22 protein-coding genes are annotated in these 19,957 nt (G+C 62.6%); 10 read left to right on the top strand and 12 right to left on the bottom strand.

Annotated elements, in window-relative coordinates:
• Positions 1-238: 238 nt before the first annotated feature.
• Both AA309_RS31605 and AA309_RS02560 read right to left on the bottom strand, forming a co-directional pair.
• Entirely contained in the window at positions 239-1,477 is a 1,239-nt protein-coding gene (locus tag AA309_RS31605) for a calcium-binding protein (protein WP_160310383.1), read from the bottom strand.
• 401 nt (positions 1,478-1,878) lie between these two features.
• Positions 1,879-2,670 carry a class I SAM-dependent methyltransferase gene (locus tag AA309_RS02560; protein WP_047187425.1) on the bottom strand — a complete coding sequence of 264 codons (792 nt, stop codon included), beginning with the start codon at positions 2,668-2,670 and terminating at the stop codon, positions 1,879-1,881.
• Positions 2,671-2,911: 241 nt separating this feature from the next.
• Between AA309_RS02560 and AA309_RS02555 the strand changes: the two genes are divergently transcribed.
• The 3 genes from AA309_RS02555 to AA309_RS02545 are packed head-to-tail and all read left to right on the top strand — an operon-like array spanning position 2,912 to position 5,866.
• Positions 2,912-4,018, top strand: coding sequence for an ABC transporter substrate-binding protein (locus AA309_RS02555; RefSeq protein ID WP_150117362.1), 1,107 nt, complete (start codon positions 2,912-2,914; stop codon positions 4,016-4,018).
• 4 nt (positions 4,019-4,022) lie between these two features.
• Positions 4,023-5,087, top strand: coding sequence for a FecCD family ABC transporter permease (locus tag AA309_RS02550; RefSeq protein ID WP_047187424.1), 1,065 nt, complete (start codon positions 4,023-4,025; stop codon positions 5,085-5,087).
• On the top strand, positions 5,081-5,866 hold the full coding sequence (locus AA309_RS02545; protein ID WP_047187423.1) for an ABC transporter ATP-binding protein: 786 nt from the start codon (positions 5,081-5,083) through the stop codon (positions 5,864-5,866). The genes AA309_RS02550 and AA309_RS02545 overlap by 7 nt, the downstream gene beginning before the upstream one ends.
• Before the next feature lie 3 nt (positions 5,867-5,869).
• Here the strand turns inward: AA309_RS02545 and AA309_RS02540 are convergent, their stop codons facing one another.
• Positions 5,870-6,802 (bottom strand): DUF5996 family protein, encoded by a 933-nt coding sequence (locus AA309_RS02540; protein ID WP_047187422.1) that lies wholly within the window; start codon positions 6,800-6,802, stop codon positions 5,870-5,872.
• A gap of 74 nt (positions 6,803-6,876) precedes the next feature.
• Positions 6,877-7,923 carry a hemerythrin domain-containing protein gene (locus tag AA309_RS02535; protein WP_047187421.1) on the bottom strand — a complete coding sequence of 349 codons (1,047 nt, stop codon included), beginning with the start codon at positions 7,921-7,923 and terminating at the stop codon, positions 6,877-6,879.
• Between the two features lie 168 nt (positions 7,924-8,091).
• On the opposite strand from AA309_RS02535, the gene AA309_RS02530 reads away from it, so the two are divergent.
• Positions 8,092-9,081 carry a threo-3-hydroxy-L-aspartate ammonia-lyase gene (locus AA309_RS02530; protein ID WP_047187428.1) on the top strand — a complete coding sequence of 330 codons (990 nt, stop codon included), beginning with the start codon at positions 8,092-8,094 and terminating at the stop codon, positions 9,079-9,081.
• Between the two features lie 13 nt (positions 9,082-9,094).
• Here the strand turns inward: AA309_RS02530 and AA309_RS02525 are convergent, their stop codons facing one another.
• From AA309_RS02525 to AA309_RS02515, 3 genes are all read right to left on the bottom strand, one after another.
• On the bottom strand, positions 9,095-9,787 hold the full coding sequence (locus tag AA309_RS02525; RefSeq protein ID WP_047187420.1) for a hypothetical protein: 693 nt from the start codon (positions 9,785-9,787) through the stop codon (positions 9,095-9,097).
• The gene (locus AA309_RS02520; protein ID WP_047187419.1) at positions 9,784-10,089 is read right to left on the bottom strand and encodes a hypothetical protein; all 306 of its coding nucleotides are present in this window, start codon (positions 10,087-10,089) and stop codon (positions 9,784-9,786) included. Before AA309_RS02520 ends, AA309_RS02525 begins: the two co-directional genes overlap by 4 nt.
• Before the next feature lie 132 nt (positions 10,090-10,221).
• Positions 10,222-10,686: a MarR family winged helix-turn-helix transcriptional regulator gene (locus tag AA309_RS02515; RefSeq protein WP_047187418.1), complete on the bottom strand. Its 465-nt coding sequence runs from the start codon at positions 10,684-10,686 to the stop codon at positions 10,222-10,224.
• Between the two features lie 63 nt (positions 10,687-10,749).
• Here AA309_RS02515 and AA309_RS02510 point away from each other — a divergent pair, with 63 nt between their 5' ends.
• Together AA309_RS02510 and AA309_RS02505 are read left to right on the top strand one after the other, a co-directional pair.
• Entirely contained in the window at positions 10,750-11,103 is a 354-nt protein-coding gene (locus tag AA309_RS02510) for a DUF1428 domain-containing protein (protein WP_047187417.1), read from the top strand.
• Positions 11,104-11,247: 144 nt separating this feature from the next.
• Positions 11,248-12,030 (top strand): VOC family protein, encoded by a 783-nt coding sequence (locus AA309_RS02505; protein WP_047187416.1) that lies wholly within the window; start codon positions 11,248-11,250, stop codon positions 12,028-12,030.
• Between the two features lie 81 nt (positions 12,031-12,111).
• Here AA309_RS02505 and AA309_RS02500 read toward each other — a convergent pair whose 3' ends face one another.
• On the bottom strand, positions 12,112-12,354 hold the full coding sequence (locus AA309_RS02500; protein WP_047187415.1) for a DUF3297 family protein: 243 nt from the start codon (positions 12,352-12,354) through the stop codon (positions 12,112-12,114).
• Between the two features lie 171 nt (positions 12,355-12,525).
• Here AA309_RS02500 and kynA point away from each other — a divergent pair, with 171 nt between their 5' ends.
• Positions 12,526-13,350 carry a tryptophan 2,3-dioxygenase gene (kynA, locus tag AA309_RS02495; protein ID WP_052954440.1) on the top strand — a complete coding sequence of 275 codons (825 nt, stop codon included), beginning with the start codon at positions 12,526-12,528 and terminating at the stop codon, positions 13,348-13,350.
• Between the two features lie 18 nt (positions 13,351-13,368).
• Positions 13,369-14,547, top strand: coding sequence for an aminotransferase class V-fold PLP-dependent enzyme (locus AA309_RS02490; RefSeq protein WP_047187414.1), 1,179 nt, complete (start codon positions 13,369-13,371; stop codon positions 14,545-14,547).
• Between the two features lie 8 nt (positions 14,548-14,555).
• Here the strand turns inward: AA309_RS02490 and AA309_RS02485 are convergent, their stop codons facing one another.
• Entirely contained in the window at positions 14,556-15,536 is a 981-nt protein-coding gene (locus AA309_RS02485) for an aldo/keto reductase (RefSeq protein WP_047187413.1), read from the bottom strand.
• 126 nt (positions 15,537-15,662) lie between these two features.
• Positions 15,663-16,841, bottom strand: coding sequence for a BaiN/RdsA family NAD(P)/FAD-dependent oxidoreductase (locus AA309_RS02480; RefSeq protein ID WP_047187412.1), 1,179 nt, complete (start codon positions 16,839-16,841; stop codon positions 15,663-15,665).
• Positions 16,842-17,010: 169 nt separating this feature from the next.
• Between AA309_RS02480 and AA309_RS02475 the strand changes: the two genes are divergently transcribed.
• Complete coding sequence (locus AA309_RS02475) at positions 17,011-17,448, top strand: YqaA family protein (RefSeq protein WP_047187411.1); 438 nt, start codon at positions 17,011-17,013, stop codon at positions 17,446-17,448.
• Here the strand turns inward: AA309_RS02475 and AA309_RS02470 are convergent.
• A complete protein-coding gene (locus AA309_RS02470) occupies positions 17,445-17,690 on the bottom strand; it encodes a hypothetical protein (RefSeq protein ID WP_047187410.1) in 246 nt (81 codons plus the stop codon). The genes AA309_RS02475 and AA309_RS02470 overlap by 4 nt on opposite strands.
• Positions 17,691-17,903: 213 nt before the next feature.
• Between AA309_RS02470 and ilvD the strand changes: the two genes are divergently transcribed.
• Positions 17,904-19,733: a dihydroxy-acid dehydratase gene (gene ilvD / locus AA309_RS02465; RefSeq protein ID WP_047187409.1), complete on the top strand. Its 1,830-nt coding sequence runs from the start codon at positions 17,904-17,906 to the stop codon at positions 19,731-19,733.
• A 25-nt stretch (positions 19,734-19,758) separates the two neighbouring features.
• On the opposite strand, the gene AA309_RS36075 is transcribed toward ilvD, so the two are convergent.
• A partial coding sequence (locus tag AA309_RS36075) for a hypothetical protein (protein WP_047187408.1) occupies positions 19,759-19,957 on the bottom strand: 199 nt, incomplete at its 5' end.

Below are 19,957 nucleotides of genomic sequence, written 5' to 3'. Positions count from 1 at the left end.
ATGTGCCGCCTGATGACCAAAAGATTAGCCCATGCAGCAACTTAAATTTCCAAACATCCTCTAGAGCCGCTTCCACTTGCGTGGAATCAGCTCTCTTCTTTGCTCGGCCGCATTTTTGAACGGCGAACCGGATCCACTTCGCTGAAAAATGCTCTAGACCCTGATCTCGTAGAGCAAGCACGAAGACAACGCCCCGGCGTGAGCCGGGGCGTTTTTTGCATCAACGAACGGTGTCGTTTCAAACGATGTCGAAATCGGACGCCTTCAGCGCCGAGAGTTGGAGGTTGTCGAACGTAATCGTCGCGTTGAAGGCGTAGGTCAGCGTCACGTCACCATCATCGACGATGGCGGTGGCGATCAGCTGATCGAAGGTGATCGGATCCGGTGGCGCGATGCGGATTTTGTCAATGCCTGACTGGAAATCGTAGATGACGTCGCGTCCATCGTTTCCGGTGTTGAACAGGAACAGATCGCTGCCTGAACCGCCCCGCATCTTGTCGTTGCCGGTTCCGCCCCAGACAAAGTCGTTGCCGTTGCCGCCGAAGAGATAGTCGCTGCCGGAACCGCCCTCGATCTGGTCGTTGCCGCTATCGCCATAGACCCAGTCGGTGCCGCTCTGGCCGGAAACAAAATCATCCCCGCTACCGCCTCGGACGGTGTCATTGCCGACGCCGCCGCCGATGATGTCCCTGCCCTCGTCACCCCGCAGATGATCCGCGTTGCCGCCACCCTCGATCAGGTCGCCGCCGGCACCGCCCCTGATCCTGTCGGCGCCCGCGCCACCATGGAGATTGTCGCCCTGGAAGAGACCGGCACCTCCGCCGTCCGAGCCGACAATGGTGTCGTTGCCGTTGCCGCCCCAGGCCCAACCGCGACCCGTGTTGATCCTCAGGAGGTCATCGCCCGAGCCGCCGGACAGGAAATTGTAGGCCTTGTTGCCTGAGAGCACGTTGTCGCCGGAAGTGCCTGTCTTGTAGTCCGGGACGATATGTTCGGGCAGCCAGATGCCGTCCGCCCGCGCCTGAGCATCGTCGTCGTCGGCAAAGAAAGCGCCGTTGATATCCATGGATGCGCCCGGACCATCCGGGCCGCCACTGAGGCGCAGCCCGAGCTGCGCGAGAGGATCGTCCGGTGACCCGGTGAATTGAATCTGGATGACGTCACGAATGGGATCGTCGATCCCGACGAGATCGGCCTCCGTGTAGTCGCCGACGCGTGGCTGGGGCAGAAAGAAATCCAGTCCGGGCGTCCCGATCGGCACTTCGATTGCCGTATTCGGCTGGGGTGGGAGATTATCCTGAATGATCTGCAGCGCCGCTCCCGTGAAGCTGAGATATCCCTTGATCAGCTGTCCCTCCTTGTAGCCGAAAGCCGCCGCGCCTAGGGCCGGGTCGAGATAGGAGAGATTGTTGAGATCCGAGTTCTGGTAGATGCCTTCGACACCACCGTAAAAGATATACTTCAGCTGCTCGGCCATGAGCGTTCCCTTCCATGGAGTCTTGGGAAGTCCAGGCACACGCAAGAGAAAACCATTCTCCGCATGCTCAGGTGCGCTCTTCACGCACGCCATAGCGACGATTGTCGCGCCGCAACGGAGCCTCCATTGATAGGAAGAAGAATAAGTTCCCCGCCATCACAGGTGGAGAACCCTTAGGGGTATCACCCATTGAGGATAAGATTTCTCGGATGGAGTGCCTCTTCGGAGTGCGCCCCCTGCCGGCGCGGTTCTGTCTGTCCAGCCTCCACGAGCGGCATGCCAAGTCTCATGCCAAGTCCGAAGCGAATCATCTCGATATGCGGAAAACCGGTCCTGGAATGCGTCCCGGGAGGATTTTCTGCACGTCCGATGGAAGTGCAGACGTGGCGGCTGTGTAAGCCTCACATCTTATGCGCCACCACCGCATAGCGGTGCTGCGTGGCGCGCTCGAAGCCTTTCAGCCACGGCAGGTGCTTGGCCTGCTGGCGGTGAATGGCCTTGAGGTCGTGGTCGATGGTGACATGCGCGAAACCTGCCTCGCGCAACAGCGCCGCGACTTCCTCTGCCCGTGCGCCCTTCGAGAAATAGACCTGGCTTAGAATGCGCTCGTGCGCTTCGCGCATGGCATTGGGCAGATGCTGGTTAGAGGCGGAGCCGGGCAACAGGCGTTCGATGAAGCGAATGAGACGCTTGGCAAAGGTGTCCGAGACGAAATCGCCATCGACGACGAGAATCCGGCCGCCGGGTTTGAGCAGGTTGTGCCACTCGTGGAAGGCCGCCTTCGGATCGACGAGCGTCCAGACGAGATGGCGCGTCACGAGAACGTCGTAGCTCTCCGGCTTTTCCAGCGTGCGCTCCGCATCCCCCATGACGAAGCGGATGTTGGAGCCGCGCTTTTTTGCCTTCGCGCGCGCCTGGTTGAGCATTGCCTCCGACCAGTCGAGGCCCGTGACGTCGAAGCCCAGGTCATGGAGCAGGTGAGAGATCACTCCCGTGCCGCTGGCAAGATCGAGCGCCCTGCGACCAGCGCCCGGGCCGAGATGGCGCAGGAACAGCTCATGCCAGGCATGCCGCTCCTCCTCCGAGAAGATTTCATGCCCCACCTGCGTGTCGAAGGTCGCCGCGCGGGCGGACCAATACTCGCGGATCTCATCACGCAGCGAATAATTCGACATCACGGATGCATCTGTCATGGCAGCACTCGACTCAAGCCGTTCAACGGCGCGCAGACCTAGTAACTATTTCCGGAATAGTCAAACTATAATGATTATAAACTACAGAATAGAATCATTTTAAACTGCCCATATACTGCCTTTCATTGAAGTAATTCTAAAAGATATTCCTTGCACGACTTATATAATCGCCATAATGGAGCCGCGCTTTCATTTCCGACGCGAGGTCACCATGAACCTGAACAAGCTCGCTCTCGGCGCCATGCTGGCGCTGACGGCGCTTCTACCCTTGCCCACCAGGGCCGCCGACACGATCACCGTCACGGACATCACGGGCCGTCAGGTTCAGGTGAAAGCGCCGGTGGAGAAGGTGATCCTCGGCGAAGGCCGCCAAACGTATTTCGTCGCCGCCCTCGACACGGACGATCCGTTCAGGCGCGTGGTGGGCTGGCGCGACGATTTCGAGAAGGCCGATCTCGACGGCTATCGCGATTATCTCGCCAAGTATCCGCAGATCGCCAAACTGCCGAAGTTCGGCGGGTTCAAGGAGGGCACGTTCGATGTCGAGCAGGCCGTGTCGCTCAAGCCCGATGTGATCCTCCTCAACATCGAGGCGAAGACCGCGACGGACGATGCCAAGCTCATCGAGAAGCTCGCGAAGATCAATATTCCGGTCGTTTTCGTGGACTTCCGCGAGAAGCCCTTCGAGAACACCGATCCCAGCATGCGTCTGATCGGCAAACTGTTCGGCAAGGAAGCCCGCGCGGAGGAATTCATCGCCTTCCGCAACCAGCAGATCAATCTCGTGGCCGAGCGCCTCGCCAAGGCCAATCCTGCAAAGCCAGTCGTCATGATGGAGCGCGCGGGCGGCTATTCGGACGATTGCTGCATGTCCTTCGGCAACGAGAACTTCGGCAAGTTCGTGGAGATCGCGGGTGGACAGAATCTCGCTGCCAGGATCATTCCCGGCACCTTCGGCGTGGTGAACCCGGAGCAGATCATCGCAGCCAATCCCGACCACGTGATCGTCACCGGCTCGAACTGGGAACTCTATGTGCCGGGCGGCGCATGGGTCGGCGTCGGCTCGGGTGCCGACAAGGCGAAGGCGCGCGAGAAACTCAAGAATCTCATGAAGCGGCCGGCCTTCACCGGCGTGAAGGCCGTGCGCGACAACCAGGTGCACGCCATCTGGCACCAGTTCTACAACAGCCCCTACCAGTTCGTCGCCATCCAGGCGATGGCGAAGTGGCTGCATCCCGAGCTGTTCAAGGATCTCGAGCCTGAGCAGACCATGAAGACGCTCTACGAGCGCTTCCTGCCGGTCCCTTACAGGACGGGGTACTGGGTCTCGCTGAAGGACAAGGACTAAGCCCTTGGCCCACTCCCCCGCCATTTCTCTCCATGAGGGGCGCGGTGTCTATCGCGCCCTCGTCAGGCGCAAGCAGCTCGTGCTGCTTGCGCTGAGCGTCGTTCTGGTCCTTTCGGTCATTGCCGATCTCGGCCTCGGCCCTGCCCGCTACACCATGCGCGAGGTCGTGCTCGCTCTCGTCGGCTCGCCTGGGATCTCGCAACAGATCAGCGTCGTGATCTGGGACATCCGCATGCCCGTGGCGCTCATGGCCGTCGTGGTCGGCGCTGCCCTCTCGGCAGCGGGCGCGCAGATGCAGACGATCCTCAACAATCCGCTTGCGAGCCCCTTCACCCTGGGCATCTCGGCGGCCGCAAGCTTCGGCGCCTCGATTGCCCTCGTCTTCGGCGTCGGTCTTCTGCCTTGGGCCATCGACTATGTCGTGTCGATCAATGCGCTCGCCATGGCGATGGCGGCAGCCCTCTTCATCCATTTCATGAGCCAGAAGCGCGGCGTGACCGTGGAGACCATCGTGCTGCTCGGCATCACTCTGGTCTTCACCTTCAACGCCCTGCTCGCGCTCGTTCAGTATCTCGCCTCGGAGCAGGCGCTGGCAGCCGTGGTGTTCTGGACCATGGGCAGCCTGACGCGTGCCACCTGGCCGAAGCTCACGATCACGACGGTCGTGCTCGCACTCTCGCTGCCGCTCTTCATACGCCGCGCCTGGGCGCTCACGGCTCTGCGTCTCGGCGAGGACAAGGCTGCGAGCTTTGGCGTCAATGTGCGCTGGCTGAGGTTGGAGACGATGATGATCATCAGCCTGCTCGCGGCCGTGCCTGTCGCGTTCGTCGGCACCATCGGCTTCATCGGGCTCGTCGGTCCGCATATCGCGCGCATGCTGGTGGGCGAAGATCAGCGCTATTTCCTGCCGGCCTCGGTGCTTTCGGGCGCGGCCATTCTCTCACTGACCTCCGTCATCAGCAAAACCATCGTGCCGGGAACGATTTTTCCCATCGGCATCATCACGGCGCTGGTGGGCGTGCCCTTCCTCTTCAGCCTCATCATGACCACAAGGAGGCGCGCATGGTAGTGACCCTGCAGCTCGACAATGTCGGCGTCCGATACGGCACGAAAGAGGTTCTCTCCGGCATTACCACGCCTCTTCTGAGAGGCGGTGAAGTGACGGCGGTGATCGGCCCCAACGCCGCCGGCAAATCGAGCCTCTTCAGGCGCATTGCCGGTTTGCTCGATGGGCCCGGGCATATCCATGTGAATGGGGCCTCGCACAAAGCTGCATCGGGCGAGATCTGCTACATGCCGCAGGACACCTCCGTGAACACGGTGCTGACCGTGTACGAGTCGATCCTGCTGGCCCGCAAGCAGGGCAGCATCAGTCGCCATGTGAGCGACGAGGACCTCCGAATTGTCGACCGCATCGTTGCCGCGCTGCGGATCGAAGCCATCGCGTTCAAAGGATTATGCGAGCTCAGCGGCGGACAGCGCCAGCTGGTGTCGTTCGCTCAGACCCTTGTGCGCGAACCGAAGATCCTGCTCCTTGACGAACCGACGAGTGCGCTCGATCTGCATCGCCAGGTCGAGGTTCTGACGCTGGTGCGCACCCTCGCACGCGAGCAGAACATCTGTGTCGTCATCGCGGTGCACGACCTGAACCAGGTCATGCGCGTCGCAGATCGCGTCGTGGTGATCGATGGCGGCACGATGGTGCGGTGCGGCCCCGTCGAAACCGTGATCACGCCCGATCTTTTGCGCAGCATCTACAAGGTCGATGGCCGTATCGAGCGCTGCTCCCGCCTCTGCCCGCAGGTGATCATAGACGGACCGATAGAACGTCCCATGGCTGCGGAATAGGTTTCAGACCGCTCTCACCCGCTTAGGCATGCCCATCCCGCATTCCAGGCTTGCGCGGTCCCAACCCGCAGCGTCCGCAGCAGCGGCATAGGTCGTCGAGAGGAAATCGAGGAGCAGCGCGTCGGGATCATCCGCCTTGCGCAACGTGTCATAGGGCAGGATGAACTCGCCTAAGGTGGCGTCGAACGCAGCACCTGGTGCGACATGCGCGTCGCGGAACCCCGGCGGTTCGGGATAGGCATAGGAATAGAACGCGGCCTGCGGAAACGTATCGTTGCCGGGCCAGAAGCCTGCGCTGCTCACCTCATGTGAATAGGCTTCGCGCGTGACCGTATCCGGCAATCCCGGAACGCCGCCGGGATGCGGCGGGGCCTTGCGCCCTGAAAAGCGCGTGACGGCGAGATCGAAGCTGCCCCAGAAGAAATGCGAAGGCGAGGCTTTGCCGAGGAATGAGCTGCGGAAGAGCTTGAATATGCGATCCGCCTGCACGAGCACGCGCCAGAACCGATAAGCCGCATCCGCATCGTAGCTCGCGTGCAGCAAATCCTCGGAGAAGCGGATCGGGTAAGGCACCTCGTTCGGCATCTCGTTGATGGCGGCATGCACACCGATGCCGCGCATCAGGTCGAGAAGCTCTTCATAGAAATCCGCAACGCTGCGGGGCTCAAGCGCAAGGATGCCCTCATCCCCGCGACTGGTCCGCACGAGCAGCCGATGCGCAAGAAAGTCGAATTCGATCTCGACGATTTCGCGGCCCGTGGGCATGGGCGATGTCGTGAGCCCTCGCGCGCTCACATAGAGCGGCACGTGCCAGCCGTGATTGAGCCACGGCGTCAGCGACACCCTGAACTTGCCGACGATCTGCGTCCAAAGCTGCAACGTGGCAGCCGTGTCGCGCCATTGCGGGTAGGACAGTTCAGGCCAAACGACATCCATCGGGCTTCTCCCATGCGAACGGCTGTGAAGCCTGGATATAGTTCAGCCATTCCCGCTGTCATGGGAGGGCGGCGTTACCGCCCTTCCCCTTTCACGGAGCCTGTATCGCGGCTCTCCGTCTGACCGCCGCCAGTGCCGACCGAGCCGACCGACGAGGCCGGGCTGCCGCCAGGGATCGTTCCGCTGGGTTGCAGCGGGGTTGAGACCCCGGTCGGTGCGTGTGGCGGATTGGCGGAGGAGAACCACTCCTCATCCGAACCGCTTTCGCTGCCCGCGCTGTAGGATGCAGGCTCGGCGGATCCTGACCGCCCCATGCCCGCTGCCATGGAGCCGGATGAGCCCATCGGGCGTGAAGCCCCCATTCCTCGGGATGAGCCCGTTCCTCGGGATGAGCCCATGCCGCCCGACGTTCCCATGGAACCGGAGGATGCGCGCCCCTCCATGCCGCGACGGCTCAAGGAACGATCGACCACGCCGCTGTCGAGGGGGAATGGCGGCTGCGGGCGGCGCGGCGCCGGACGCAAGGGGCGGTTCGCGCGCGTCTGTCCACGCTGAGACATGCTCCAGGCCAGGGCCGCGCCGCCGATGGCGATTGCGCCCGCCAGAATGCCGAAGGTCATGCCCGTGGGCATCCCATAGCGGCTCGGCATCATCGCCTGCGGCATGTGCCAGCGAGAGGCTTCGTAGGACGCGATCATCTCGCGCTCATAGGCACGCCTCAGCGCATTGGCCTCCCGTGAAGAGATGATGCCTTGCGCTGCAACCAGCGCTCCGTTCTCCTCCAGACTGAAGGCATGGCGGATGACACCCATGAGTTCCTTGAAGTCGAGGGCCCATTCGCGGCTGTTCTTGTCCGGATGAGCGGAGAGCCTGTCGAGTCTGCGGCGAATGTCGCGGTGCTCATCGTCAAGCTCGTGCAGGTAGGTTTCCGTGCGCCCATCCCGAGCCAGCGCGGGATAGAGCACATTCTGCTTGGCCGCGATATGACGGTCCAGTTCGTCTTCGAGATCGGCAAACAACTCAGCGCGGCTGTTGGGGCCGTGGGGAGTAGCCTCCAGGACCTCCCGGCAGAGCTGCTCGATATTCGCGTGTTCCGACAAGATCATCCGCCACAGGTCCATGGCACGCCTCCTCTCGAGATTGCTTCAGCGGAGAACGGATTGAGAGGGAGTGCGTTCCGGAAAGAAAAACCTTGGCCGTGGCCGCTTCCGGAAGGGTTAAGCCTCATGCGTGACAAATCGCTTCCGGGCTTGGTATGGAAGAGCATCTCTTCCCCAGCAGACCCGATCATGAGCGTGCAGATCCAGACTCAACCCTCCTCGTCTCTTCCCACCTATGACGACGTGATCACGGCGGCGTGGCGCATCGCGGACGTGGCCCATCGCACCCCGGTGCTCACCTCCCGCACTGCCGACGCGCGCACGGATGGCAAGCTGTTCTTCAAGGCGGAGAACCTGCAGCGGGGCGGCGCCTTCAAGTTCCGGGGGGCCTACAACGCCATCGCGCGGCTCTCGGAGGAGGCGAAGAAGCGCGGCGTGGTGGCCTTCTCCTCCGGCAATCACGCGCAGGCCATCGCCTATGCGGGCCAGCTCCAGAATGTGCCGACCGTGATCATCATGCCGAAGGATGCGCCTGCCACGAAGGTCGCGGCCACCAGGGGCTATGGCGGCGAGGTGGTTTCTTACGACCGTTATACCGAGGATCGTGAGGAGATCGGCCGCAGGCTCTCCGCGGAACGCGGCCTCACGCTCATTCCCCCTTATGACCATGAGGACGTGATCGCAGGCCAGGGCACGGCTGCGAAGGAACTGATCGAGGAGGTTGGACCGCTCGATATGCTGCTCGTCTGCGTCGGCGGCGGCGGTCTGCTCGCAGGCTCGGCGCTTGCAGCGCATGCGCTCTCGCCCGGCTGCCGCATCTATGGCGTTGAGCCGGAAGCCGGCAACGATGCGCAGCAATCCTTCCGCTCAGGCTCCATCGTGCGCATTCCCGTGCCCGTGACCATCGCGGATGGCGCGCAGACCACGTATATCGGCCAGAAGACCTTTCCGATCATCCGCGCGCTGGTGAGCGACATGGTGACGGTGACGGATGAGATGCTCGTGGATACCATGCGCTTCTTCGCCGAGCGCATGAAGATCGTGGTGGAGCCCACCGGATGCCTTGCGGCGGCTGCAGCCCTTCACGGCATCGTGCCGTGCAAGGGCAGGCGCGTGGGCATCATCGTCAGCGGCGGCAACGTGGATCCGAAAGCCTTTGCGGGCTTTCTCGCCGGTTAGCCCCCTGACAGGCCTATCGGCTTGCGCGCAGGACGATGGCCCTGCCATCGTGATCGCCAGTCGTAATCTCGGGATCGTCCGGCAAGTCATTGTCGAGTTGGACGCCCCCTGCCCTCTTATAGACCGTGTCCTGGTCCAGCCTTTGGGCGAAATCGTCACGCGCCTGATTGAAGGATGCGTAGCGATGCCCCGGCCAACGGAAGGGATCGACCCGCTCGCGGCTGAAGGCTCCCGTGAAGAGATATGACTGCTCCAGCCGGTGCGGGCCGAAGATCCGCCCATGATTGTTGCTGAGTTCGAACACCTCGTTGGAGAGAGCATCGTCCCAGCCCTTCGGCAACTGCGAATAAAGCTGTCTTTCGATGATGGCTTGGTAACCTACGGAGTGCCCGAGGCGGACAGGGTAACCCGCTTGCGCTGCTGCTGCGAGCAATCGGGCAATCGCATCCTCCGGGCTCACGGCGGCATCATCGATGATGATGATGTTGATCGGCTCACGCAGAACCTTGCCTTGATAGGTTTCCCCGAGCCAGTCCGATGGCAGACCATGTCCGGTGAGCATCCATTTGCCGATGACGGGGAGGCCTTGCGGCTCCGCAATCGCCAGGCTGGGATCTGGCGGCGTCTGAGACCAGGACAGTTCAGCCCAGGCTGAGGCCGCGCCCAGCAGCGCGGCACAGAGGATTGCGGTGCTGCGGCTCCTCACGACTGGCCCTGAGGCACGAAGAAGCAGACGATGGCTTTCGTCCTCTGCTCTTCGCACATGTGGAATTTCGCGTCCGGCGAAGCTTTCGTGTACTCGCGCCCGACGAAGCGTCCGTCCCAGAGGCGATAGCCGTCCTCCGTCTCGATGACGGTCTCGCCCCTGGCGGCCGTGAGCTCCCGGCAGTCTCGATCGCTGCAGCACCAGGCCGGGTACCAGCTATGGGCCAGCGCCTCCGAGCCGGCCAGAAGGGCCGCAGCAGCGGCGATTGCCCAACTCCGCCGAGATGCCCTTCTTGAGGTCATGCAGGACAAGCCTTTCTTGAGGACGCCCCCTCGGGGACGAGCTTGTCTTAAATCTTGAGCATGCTGGCCTCGAGTCCAGTCTTCAGAGTCGGATGAAGCACAAGGCAAGGACGTTCGTTCTCGCGCCTGCCCCTATGTCGACGGCTTGGCGTGCGAGAGGCTGTTCAAGGCACCGCGCAAGCTGTCGGGCTCGAGTTCCGACAGGCGCGCTTCAATGGCCCCATGAAGATCGCACCAGATCGGCACCGCCGAGGCCAGCACCTTCCGCCCCTTGTCGGTGAGGTGAAGAAGACGGCTGCGGCGGTCGTTCGGATCCACCTTCACCGCCACAAGGCCGTCGCGTTCGAGCGGCTTCAAGGCTGCGGTCAGCGTGGTGCGATCCATCGCCAGCAATTGCGCAACCGGCCCGATGGCCGGCGGTTCATGCCGGTTGAGGGCATTCAGCAGGGAGAATTGTCCGGAGGTGAGTCCGAGCGGCTGAAACGCCTCATCGAAGAGCCGTGAGAGCGTTCGTGCGGCTCGCTGCACATGCAGGCAGAGGCAGGTATCCCGAACGAGGATGGTTGTGTCGAAAGGAACATCGCGACTGTTTGACATGGCCCCATTAAGTTGATATCAACGTAATTGTCAAGATCAAAGAGGGACCAAGGGAGACGCTCGATGACGTATGTCGATGGGTTTGTTCTGGCCGTGCCGGCCGACAAGAAGGAGATCTATCGCAAGCACGCTGCAGCGGCGGCGCCGCTGTTCAAGGAGTTTGGCGCGACCCGCATGGTCGAGTGCTGGGGCGACGATGTGCCGGACGGCAAGCTCACCGATTTTCGCATGGCCGTGAAAGCCAAGGACGATGAAGTCGTGGTGCTCGGCTGGATCGAGTATCCTTCGAAGGAGGTTCGGGACGCCGCCAACCAGAAGATCATGACCGATCCGCGCATGAAGGCCATGGGCGAGGAAATGCCGTTCGACGGCAAGCGCATGATCTTCGGCGGCTTCGCCCCGATCCTCGACGTCTAGCGCATCGTGCGGACCCGCAGGTCCGCGGCAGTGAACAGTGGACCCGGTTTTCCGCAACATACGATGCGCAAGCCGAAACCATAACCATCGGGTTGTCTCAAAAGTGCAAGTCCACTTTGGGTCCGATGCTCCAGGAGGCCCCGCATGGCCAATCAGCATGGCGATTTTATCTGGTATGAACTCCTGACCACCGAAGCGGACGCGGCGGCCCGGTTCTATGGCGCCGTCATCGGCTGGCAGAACCGACCGGCGGAGGGATCGAACCTGGACTACAGGATCTTCAGGATCAACGGCACGGACGTCGCCGGGTTCATGAAACTCCCGGCAGGCGCCGAGAATGCGGGCATGCGCCCCTGCTGGCTGGGCTATATCGGCGTCCGCGACGTCGATGCGACGGCTGCCGATGTCGTGCGGGCCGGCGGCGTGCAGCATATGCCGCCGACGGACATTCCTGGCGTCGGCCGGTTCGCCATGCTGGCCGATCCTCAGGGTGTCGTGTTCTACGTGATGCGCGGCACGATGGAAGGCACGAGCACGTCCTTTGCCCCGACCCGACCCGGCCATTGCCATTGGAACGAACTCGCCACCAGCGATCAGGCAGCTGCGCTTGCCTTCTATGCCGGACTGTTCGGCTGGGAGAAGGGCGATGCGATGCCGATGGGCGCTCAGGGCGATTATCGGTTCATCACGCATCGGGGCCAAACCATCGGCGCGGTGATGAACCGGATGCCCGACGCCCCTCCCCCGGCCTGGAACTTCTATTTCGGCGTCGAGGATATCGATGTCGCAGCAAAGGCCGTGTCCGACAATGGCGGCGCGATCCACTACGGACCCGCCGAGGTCCCCGGCGGGGTTCATATCATCGTCGCGAGCGATCCGCAGGGTGCCATGTTCGGCGTCGTCGGTCCTCGCAGGGCCGCACCTTAGCGCATCGTGCGGAACCGGAGGTCCGCGTCAGCGACCCCCGGTTTTCCGCACCCTACGATGCGCTAGCCTACCTCAGGCGGGTTATGCCTTCTCCTGCAGATAAGGCTCGACCTTGCCCTTGAGCTTGATGGTCATGGGATTGCCGAAGCGGTCCTTGGCGGTGCCGGCGATCACGCGGACCCAGCCCTCGCTGACGCAATACTCGTCCACGTTGGTCTTCTCGGCCCCGTTGAAGCGGATGCCCACGCCCTTGGCCAGAAGCTCCTCGTTGTAATAAGGGCTGTTCGGGTTGGTGGACAGGCGGTCAGGAAGCGCGTCGGCCATAGGCAGGGTTCTCCGTTCGAGGTCAAATCGGGCCGCAACGTACCCTCTCAAGCCAAGGATGCCAATTCCGGAGCTTCCTCCCTCGCGACATTGTTCGCCTTCGCCCTATTTCCCTCTATCATGCCCTGGACCATCAGAGGTTCGGGGCAGCAGATTTCCGTGGAGGGGAGCATGTCGGTCGCAACGGAGGGAATTCACACTGATTTCACGGAGGGCATGAGCTATGGAGATTATCTCCAGCTCGACACCCTGCTCTCAGCGCAAAAGCCCCTGACGACCGAACACGACGAGCTGCTCTTCATCACCATCCATCAGGTGATGGAGCTTTGGCTCAAGCTGCTCAACCGCGAGCTCGACACCGCCATCGACCACATCCGCGCCGACCAGCTGCAGCCTGCTTTCAAATGCACGGCGCGCATCAATCGCATTCAAGAGCAGCTCATCCAGGCCTGGACAGTGCTCTCCACCATGACGCCCGCAGATTATCTCAGCTTCCGGCCGGCGCTCGGCCGCTCCTCCGGCTTCCAGTCCTGGCAATACCGCCTGGTGGAGTTCAAGCTCGGCGCAAAGGACGAGGTGAAAATGGCGCCGCATCGGCATCGCGCCGATCTGGCAGCACAGATGGACGCAGCCTATCGAGACCCGAGCCTCTATGACGAGACGCTGCGCCTTTTGGCACGACGCGGCTATCCTGTCCCTGAGGAAGTGCTTACCCGCGACGTGACACGGCCCTACGAGGCTCATCCCGGCGTGGAAGCGGTGTGGGAAGACATCTACCGCCACTCGAACGAGCATTTCGATCTCTACGAGCTCGCGGAAGAACTGGTCGATCTGGAGGACGCCTTCCAGCAATGGCGCTTCCGCCACATGAAGACGGTCGAGCGGATCATCGGCATGCGGCGCGGCACCGGCGGCAGCACGGGCGTCACGTACCTGCGCAAGGCGCTGGAGCGGTATTTCTTTCCTGAGCTCTGGTCCGTCCGCGGCAAGCTCTGATCTTATCGAGGCATCGCCATGCTCGATCTGCGATCCCACTTCTCCCGTTTTCTCAACGCCGAGCCGGAGCGCCTGCATTTTGCGGCTCACAGCCATCACCCCTGGCCGAATGTGACGCGCGAAGCGCATCTGCAGGCATGGGACGATGCGGCACGCCTCATCGACGACAAATGGGAGCATGTGCTCGGTCCCGTCCTCGATGAGTTCCGCACCCACGTGGCAGGACATCTCAACCTGCCCGATCCAGGCACCATCGCCGTTGCGCCCAACACGCATGAATTTCTCAAACGCATTCTTTCCTGTTTTTCGGCAGAGAGGCCCATCCGCATCCTGGCCTCTGATAGCGAATTTCACTCCTTCAGCCGCCAGATCGCACGATTGGAGGAAGACAAGGCCGTTGCCGTCACGCGAGTGCCGACAGAGCCCTTCACGAGCTTCGAGGATCGCTTCGCCTCGGCGGCCGGGGACGATTTCGACCTTGTCTTCGTCAGCCAGGTTTTCTTCAACTCGGGCTTTGCGGCAGACGTGCGCAAACTTGCGGAAGTCGCCGGCGACAAGACCATGGTCGTCATCGACGGCTACCACGGCTTCATGGCCCGACCGACGGATCTGAGCAGCATCGCGGACCGCGCCTTCTATATCGCCGGCGGCTACAAATATGCCATGGCAGGCGAAGGCGCCTGCTTCATGCATTGCCCGCCCGGTTGGGGATTACGCCCGCGAGACACCGGCTGGTACGCCGCTTTCGGCAATCTCAGCGATGCACAGGACGGACAGGTGGGATACAGCACCGACGGCTGGCGCTTCATGGGCGCCACCTTCGACCCATCGGGCCTTTACAGGTTCAATGCGGCGATGCGCTGGCTTTCGGACGAGGGCATCACACCTGCCATCATTCATGCGCATGCGAAGGCGCTGCAGCAGCAATTCCTCCAACACGTGACGGATTGCCCACTCTTGGAACAAGCGAAGATCGTCGTGCCACTGGACGAGATGCGGCGCGGGAACTTTCTCACCTTCGAAACGCCGCAAGCACAAGCGATCTACCGGGATCTCCAGGGACTGCGCGTGATCACGGACGTGCGTGGCCAGCGCCTGCGCCTCGGCTTCGGCCTTTACCAGACAGAAGAAGAAACGGACGAGCTGACCCGCCGCCTTTACGAGGCGGGTGCCCTTGAATCGTCTTCGGCAGCCTGAGCCGGTTCTTACCGCCCCACCGTCTGCATGCCCGCTGCGGCATAGCGCGTTCCGGCCGCGGCCCCTGGCGGAATGATACGGTCGATGCGCTCAAGATCTTCCTTCGTCAATGTTACGTCGAGAGCGCCGACATTCTGCTCCAGATACTTGCGGCGCTTCGTGCCGGGAATCGGCACGATGTCGTCGCCCTGCGCCAGCACCCAGGCGAGCGCAAGCTGCGCAGGCGCGCAGCCCTTCTCCTGCGCCATCGTTTCGATCTCGCGCACGAGGTCGAGATTTTTCTGGAAGTTCTCGCCCTCGAAGCGCGGCGAGGAGCGGCGGAAATCGTCCGGCTCGAGATCGTCGATGCTCCTGATCTGACCCGTGAGGAAGCCACGGCCGAGCGGCGAGTAAGGCACGAAACCGATGCCGAGTTCGCGGACCGTATCGAGGATCTCATCCTCCGGATCGCGACTCCAGAGGGAATATTCCGTCTGTAGCGCGGTGATGGGGTGAACCGCATGCGCACGGCGGATCGTCTGCGGTGCGGCTTCGGAGAGCCCCAAATAGCGCACCTTCCCCTGCCGCACGAGATCGGCCATCGCGCCGACCGTGTCCTCGATCGGCGTCTCAGGATCGACCCGGTGCTGGTAGTAAAGATCGATCACGTCGACCTTCAGCCGCTTGAGGCTCGCCTCGCAGGCCTGGCGCACGTAATCGGGCTTGCCGCTGATGCCGAGGCGCTCGCCGTTGGGTCCGCGCACGTTTCCGAATTTGGTCGCGAGCACCACCTTGTCGCGCCGATCCTTGATGGCGCGGCCCACGAGTTCCTCGTTGTGTCCGACACCATACATGTCGGCGGTGTCGAGGAAGGTGACGCCGAGCTCGATGGCCCGGTGAATCGTGGCGACGGACTCGTCCTCGTCACGCCCGCCGTAGAATTCCGACATGCCCATGCAGCCGAGGCCGATGGCGGAGACCTTCAATTGTCCGAGTTGGCGTTCTTGCATGGGAAATCTCCTGATCCGGCGTGAACGATTGCGCATCGAAGCGGCGCGTGCCCATGAACTAGAGCAGAAGACCCAGGTTCCGAGACATGAATTATTTCCCGGGCGGGTATGCGCCTGGCTCGCTGCTCAGACCGCCTGCCCCGCGCACCAGCCGGACGACCAGGCCCATTGGAAATTGTAGCCGCCGAGCCAGCCGGTCACATCCACCACCTCGCCGATCATGTAGAGACCGGGCACGGATTTCACCTCCATGGTCCTCGAGTCGAGTTCGCGCGTATCGACACCGCCCAACGTCACCTCGGCAGTGCGATAGCCTTCGGAGCCCGCAGGCCTGAAGCGCCATTGGTTCACGGCCTCGTCGATGCGTCGCAAATGCTTGTCGGAATAATCGGCGAGGTTCGCGGGCCCCTTCTCGGTCTCGGCGATCAGCTGCGCGAGGCGCTTGGGCAGGAATGCGGAAAGCGCCGTCTGAAGCGCCTGTCTGCCGTTCTGTGAGCGAACGGAGCGCAGCTCCTCGAATAGATTGATGCCCGGCAGCATGGAAACGACGATCTCGGAGCCCTCGCGCCAATAGGACGAGATCTGCAGGATCGACGGACCGCTCAAGCCGCGGTGCGTAAAGAGCATCGCCTCGGAAAATCTCGTCTTCCCGCACGCGACCACCGCATCGACGGAAACGCCCGAGAGAGAGCCGAGGCGCTCCAGCATCGTCGGTTCGAGCGTGAGTGGAACAAGCGCGGGGCGCGTCTCGACAATGTTCAATCCGAACTGCCGCGCCAGATCGTAGCCGAAGCTGGTGGCCCCCATCTTCGGAATCGACTTGCCGCCAGTCGCCACCACAAGAGAGCGGCACTGCACGACTCCATTCGAGAGCTGGAGATGAAAACCCTCGTTTGTTCTTTCCACCTGTGTGGCGGATGCTTGCAGGCGCAGCTCGACCCCTGCCTGCTTCATCTCGTTGAGAAGCAGATCCACGATCTGCCGCGAGGAGCCATCGCAGAACAACTGGCCAAGTGTCTTCTCGTGATAGGCGATACCGTAGCGCTCCACGAGAGCGATGAAGTCGCGTTGCGTGTAGCGCCGCAGAGCCGAGATGCAGAAGCTCGGATTCTGCGAGATGTAATTGGCAGGTGACGCGTTGAGATTGGTGAAGTTGCACCGCCCTCCCCCGGAGATGCGGATCTTCTCGCCGGGCTTGTCGGCATGGTCGAGGATCAGCACGGAGCGGCCGCGCTTTCCGGCTTCAGCCGCACACATCATGCCGGCGGCCCCGGCGCCGATCACCACAACATCGAACTGTTCCAAGGGACTTTCCTAAGAGAGGCTTTGCGATAAGAACGCTGGCCCATGCCCGAGAAGGCCCGTTCGTAATTCACTTCACGCAGAGCATGCAAGCAACAATGCTTGAGCTTTAGGGGCTTGAGCATGATATGAGCAGCGGCACGACCTGCCCTTTCGTGAGTCACCTGCTTTCATGCCGCACCTTGCCGAATACAGCGCTCTCTTTGCCGCTGCGTTCCTCTCGGCCACCATCTTTCCGTTCCAGTCGGAAGCGGTGCTCTTCGGCATGCTGGTGGCGGAGCATTACCCCTGGTGGCTGCTGATCCTCGTGGCCAGCCTGGGCAATATCCTCGGCTCCATCGTGAACTGGTTTCTCGGGCGCTTCTTCAGTCACTTCGAAGGAAGCCGGTGGTTTCCGGTCAAGCGCGAGCAGATGGCGAAAGCCGAAAAGTGGTATCACCGCTATGGCCGCTGGACCCTGCTGCTCAGCTGGGTGCCGGTCATCGGCGACCCGCTCACCATCGTGGCAGGCGTGCTGCGTGAGCCGCTGCCCGTCTTCATCCTGCTCGTGACACTCGCCAAGACGGGCCGCTATCTCGCCGTTGGAGCCTTGAGTCTCGGCTGGATCTAAGGCCCCTGCAGGCTCGACCAGAGCTCCTCCAGGTGGCTCGGCTCGATGACCTCCCCGGAGGCGGTGCGGATCACCGCATGCGTGCCGGCGGGCGCCTCGTTGGTCATGGCCCAGTGAATGGCCTCGCGGAGGGAGGAGAATTCCATCACATCGCTGGCGTGCTGTGGCAGGGCCCCCTTGGGCGTGTCCATGGGTTCATATTGCAGATGGGCTGGGGCATCCCAATCGGTATCCGGCACCATGATCTGGCCCTCTCCTGGCTGTGCTGCCGGGAACAACGCAAACCGGGCTTGGCCGGTTCGACCTGACGGCGGCGCTGAAGCTCAGCAGGGAAAATCGTGCGGAAACGCCGTTCTGGCATGCGTTCTGCGCCTAAAGGCGGCAGCAAAACCGCTTGCAAGTCGCTTCATTTCGGTCGAACAAGGCTGGCTCAGGATTGTGAGGACTAAGACCCCATGCCAGCCTATCGTTCTCGTACCACCACCCACGGCCGCAACATGGCGGGCGCTCGCGGCCTTTGGCGGGCCACGGGCATGAAGGATTCCGACTTCGGCAAACCGATCATTGCGGTGGTCAACTCCTTCACCCAGTTCGTGCCGGGCCACGTCCACCTGAAGGACCTCGGCCAGCTCGTGGCGCGGGAGATCGAGAAGGCGGGCGGCGTCGCCAAGGAATTCAACACCATCGCGGTGGATGACGGCATCGCCATGGGCCATGACGGCATGCTCTACTCCCTGCCCTCGCGGGAGCTGATCGCCGATTCCGTGGAATACATGGTCAACGCCCATTGCGCGGATGCCATGGTTTGCATCTCGAACTGTGACAAGATCACCCCCGGCATGCTGATGGCTTCGCTGCGCCTCAACATTCCGACGGTCTTCGTCTCCGGTGGTCCGATGGAAGCCGGCAAGGTCGTGCTGCACGGCATCACCAAGAAGCTCGACCTCGTGGACGCCATGGTCGCCGCCGCAGACGACAAGGTGGCGGACGAGGACATTCAGGCCATCGAGCGTTCCGCATGCCCCACCTGCGGCTCGTGCTCGGGCATGTTCACGGCCAACTCCATGAACTGCCTGACCGAGGCGCTTGGCCTCTCGCTGCCGGGCAACGGCTCGACGCTCGCCACGCATGCCGACCGCCGCCGCCTCTTCGTGGAAGCCGGCCACCTCATCGTCGATCTCGCGCGCCGCTATTACGAGCAGGACGATGCCAGCGTGCTGCCGCGCTCGATCGCCTCGTTCGCGGCCTTCGAGAACGCCATGACGCTCGACATCGCCATGGGCGGCTCGAGCAACACGGTGCTGCACCTGCTGGCTGCGGCCTATGAGGCCGAAGTTGACTTCACCATGGCCGATATCGACCGCCTGTCGCGCCGCGTGCCGGTGCTGTGCAAGGTCGCGCCTGCCGTGTCCAACGTGCACATGGAAGACGTGCATCGCGCCGGCGGCATCATGGGAATCTTGGGCGAGCTCGACCGTGCGGGCCTCATCGATACCTCCCTGCCGACCGTGCATTCCGAGAGCATGCAGGCGGCCCTCGACCGCTGGGACGTGCGCCGCACCAACAGCCATGCCGTGCATGACTTCTACCGCGCCGCTCCCGGCGGCGTGCCGACGCAGACCGCCTTCAGCCAGGAAAGCCGCTACGACAGCCTGGACGTGGACCGCGCCGGCGGCGTCATTCGCGATGCGGAGCACGCCTTCTCGAAGGATGGCGGCCTCGCCGTGCTCTTCGGCAACCTCGCGCTCGACGGCTGCATCGTGAAGACGGCGGGCGTGGACGAGAGCATCCTGAAATTCTCCGGCCCGGCCCGCATCTTCGAGAGCCAGGACGATGCTGTCAGCGGCATTCTCAACGGCAAGGTTTCGGCCGGCGAAGTGGTCATCATCCGCTACGAAGGCCCGCGCGGCGGACCCGGCATGCAGGAGATGCTCTATCCCACGAGCTACCTGAAGTCGAAGGGCCTCGGAAAGGCTTGTGCGCTCGTCACCGACGGTCGCTTCTCGGGCGGCACCTCGGGCCTCTCCATCGGCCACGTCTCGCCGGAGGCGGCGGAAGGCGGCATCATCGGCCTCGTGCAGGACGGCGACATCATCGAGATCGACATCCCGAACCGCCGCATTCATCTCGCGGTGGACGATGCCGAACTCGAGCGCCGCTGCGCCGAGCAGGACGCCAAGGGCTGGCGCCCGGCCCAGCCGCGCAAGCGCAAGGTGTCGGCGGCCCTCAAGGCCTACGCGATGCTCGCCACCAGTGCTGCCAAGGGAGCCGTGCGGCAGATCTGATTTCTGTTCCGGCCCTGTTCTAACGCTACGGAACTAGCCAAGAAGGCTGGCGCAGCCTGCGCCAGCCTTTTTTGCTTTGGCGCGCCTTTCCGGCGGCTGCGTCATCGAGCCGCCTGAAGCATTTTCCGGCGAAGTGGATCCGGTTCGCCGTCAGAAAATGCGGCAGAGCAACGAAGAGAGCCGATTCCACGTAAGGGGAATCGGCTCTAGAGGGTGTCTGGAAA

Origin of the sequence: Microvirga vignae, from assembly GCF_001017175.1 — a bacterium.
Lineage (GTDB): Bacteria > Pseudomonadota > Alphaproteobacteria > Rhizobiales > Beijerinckiaceae > Microvirga > Microvirga vignae.
This window is presented reverse-complemented; position numbering and strand designations above follow the sequence as displayed.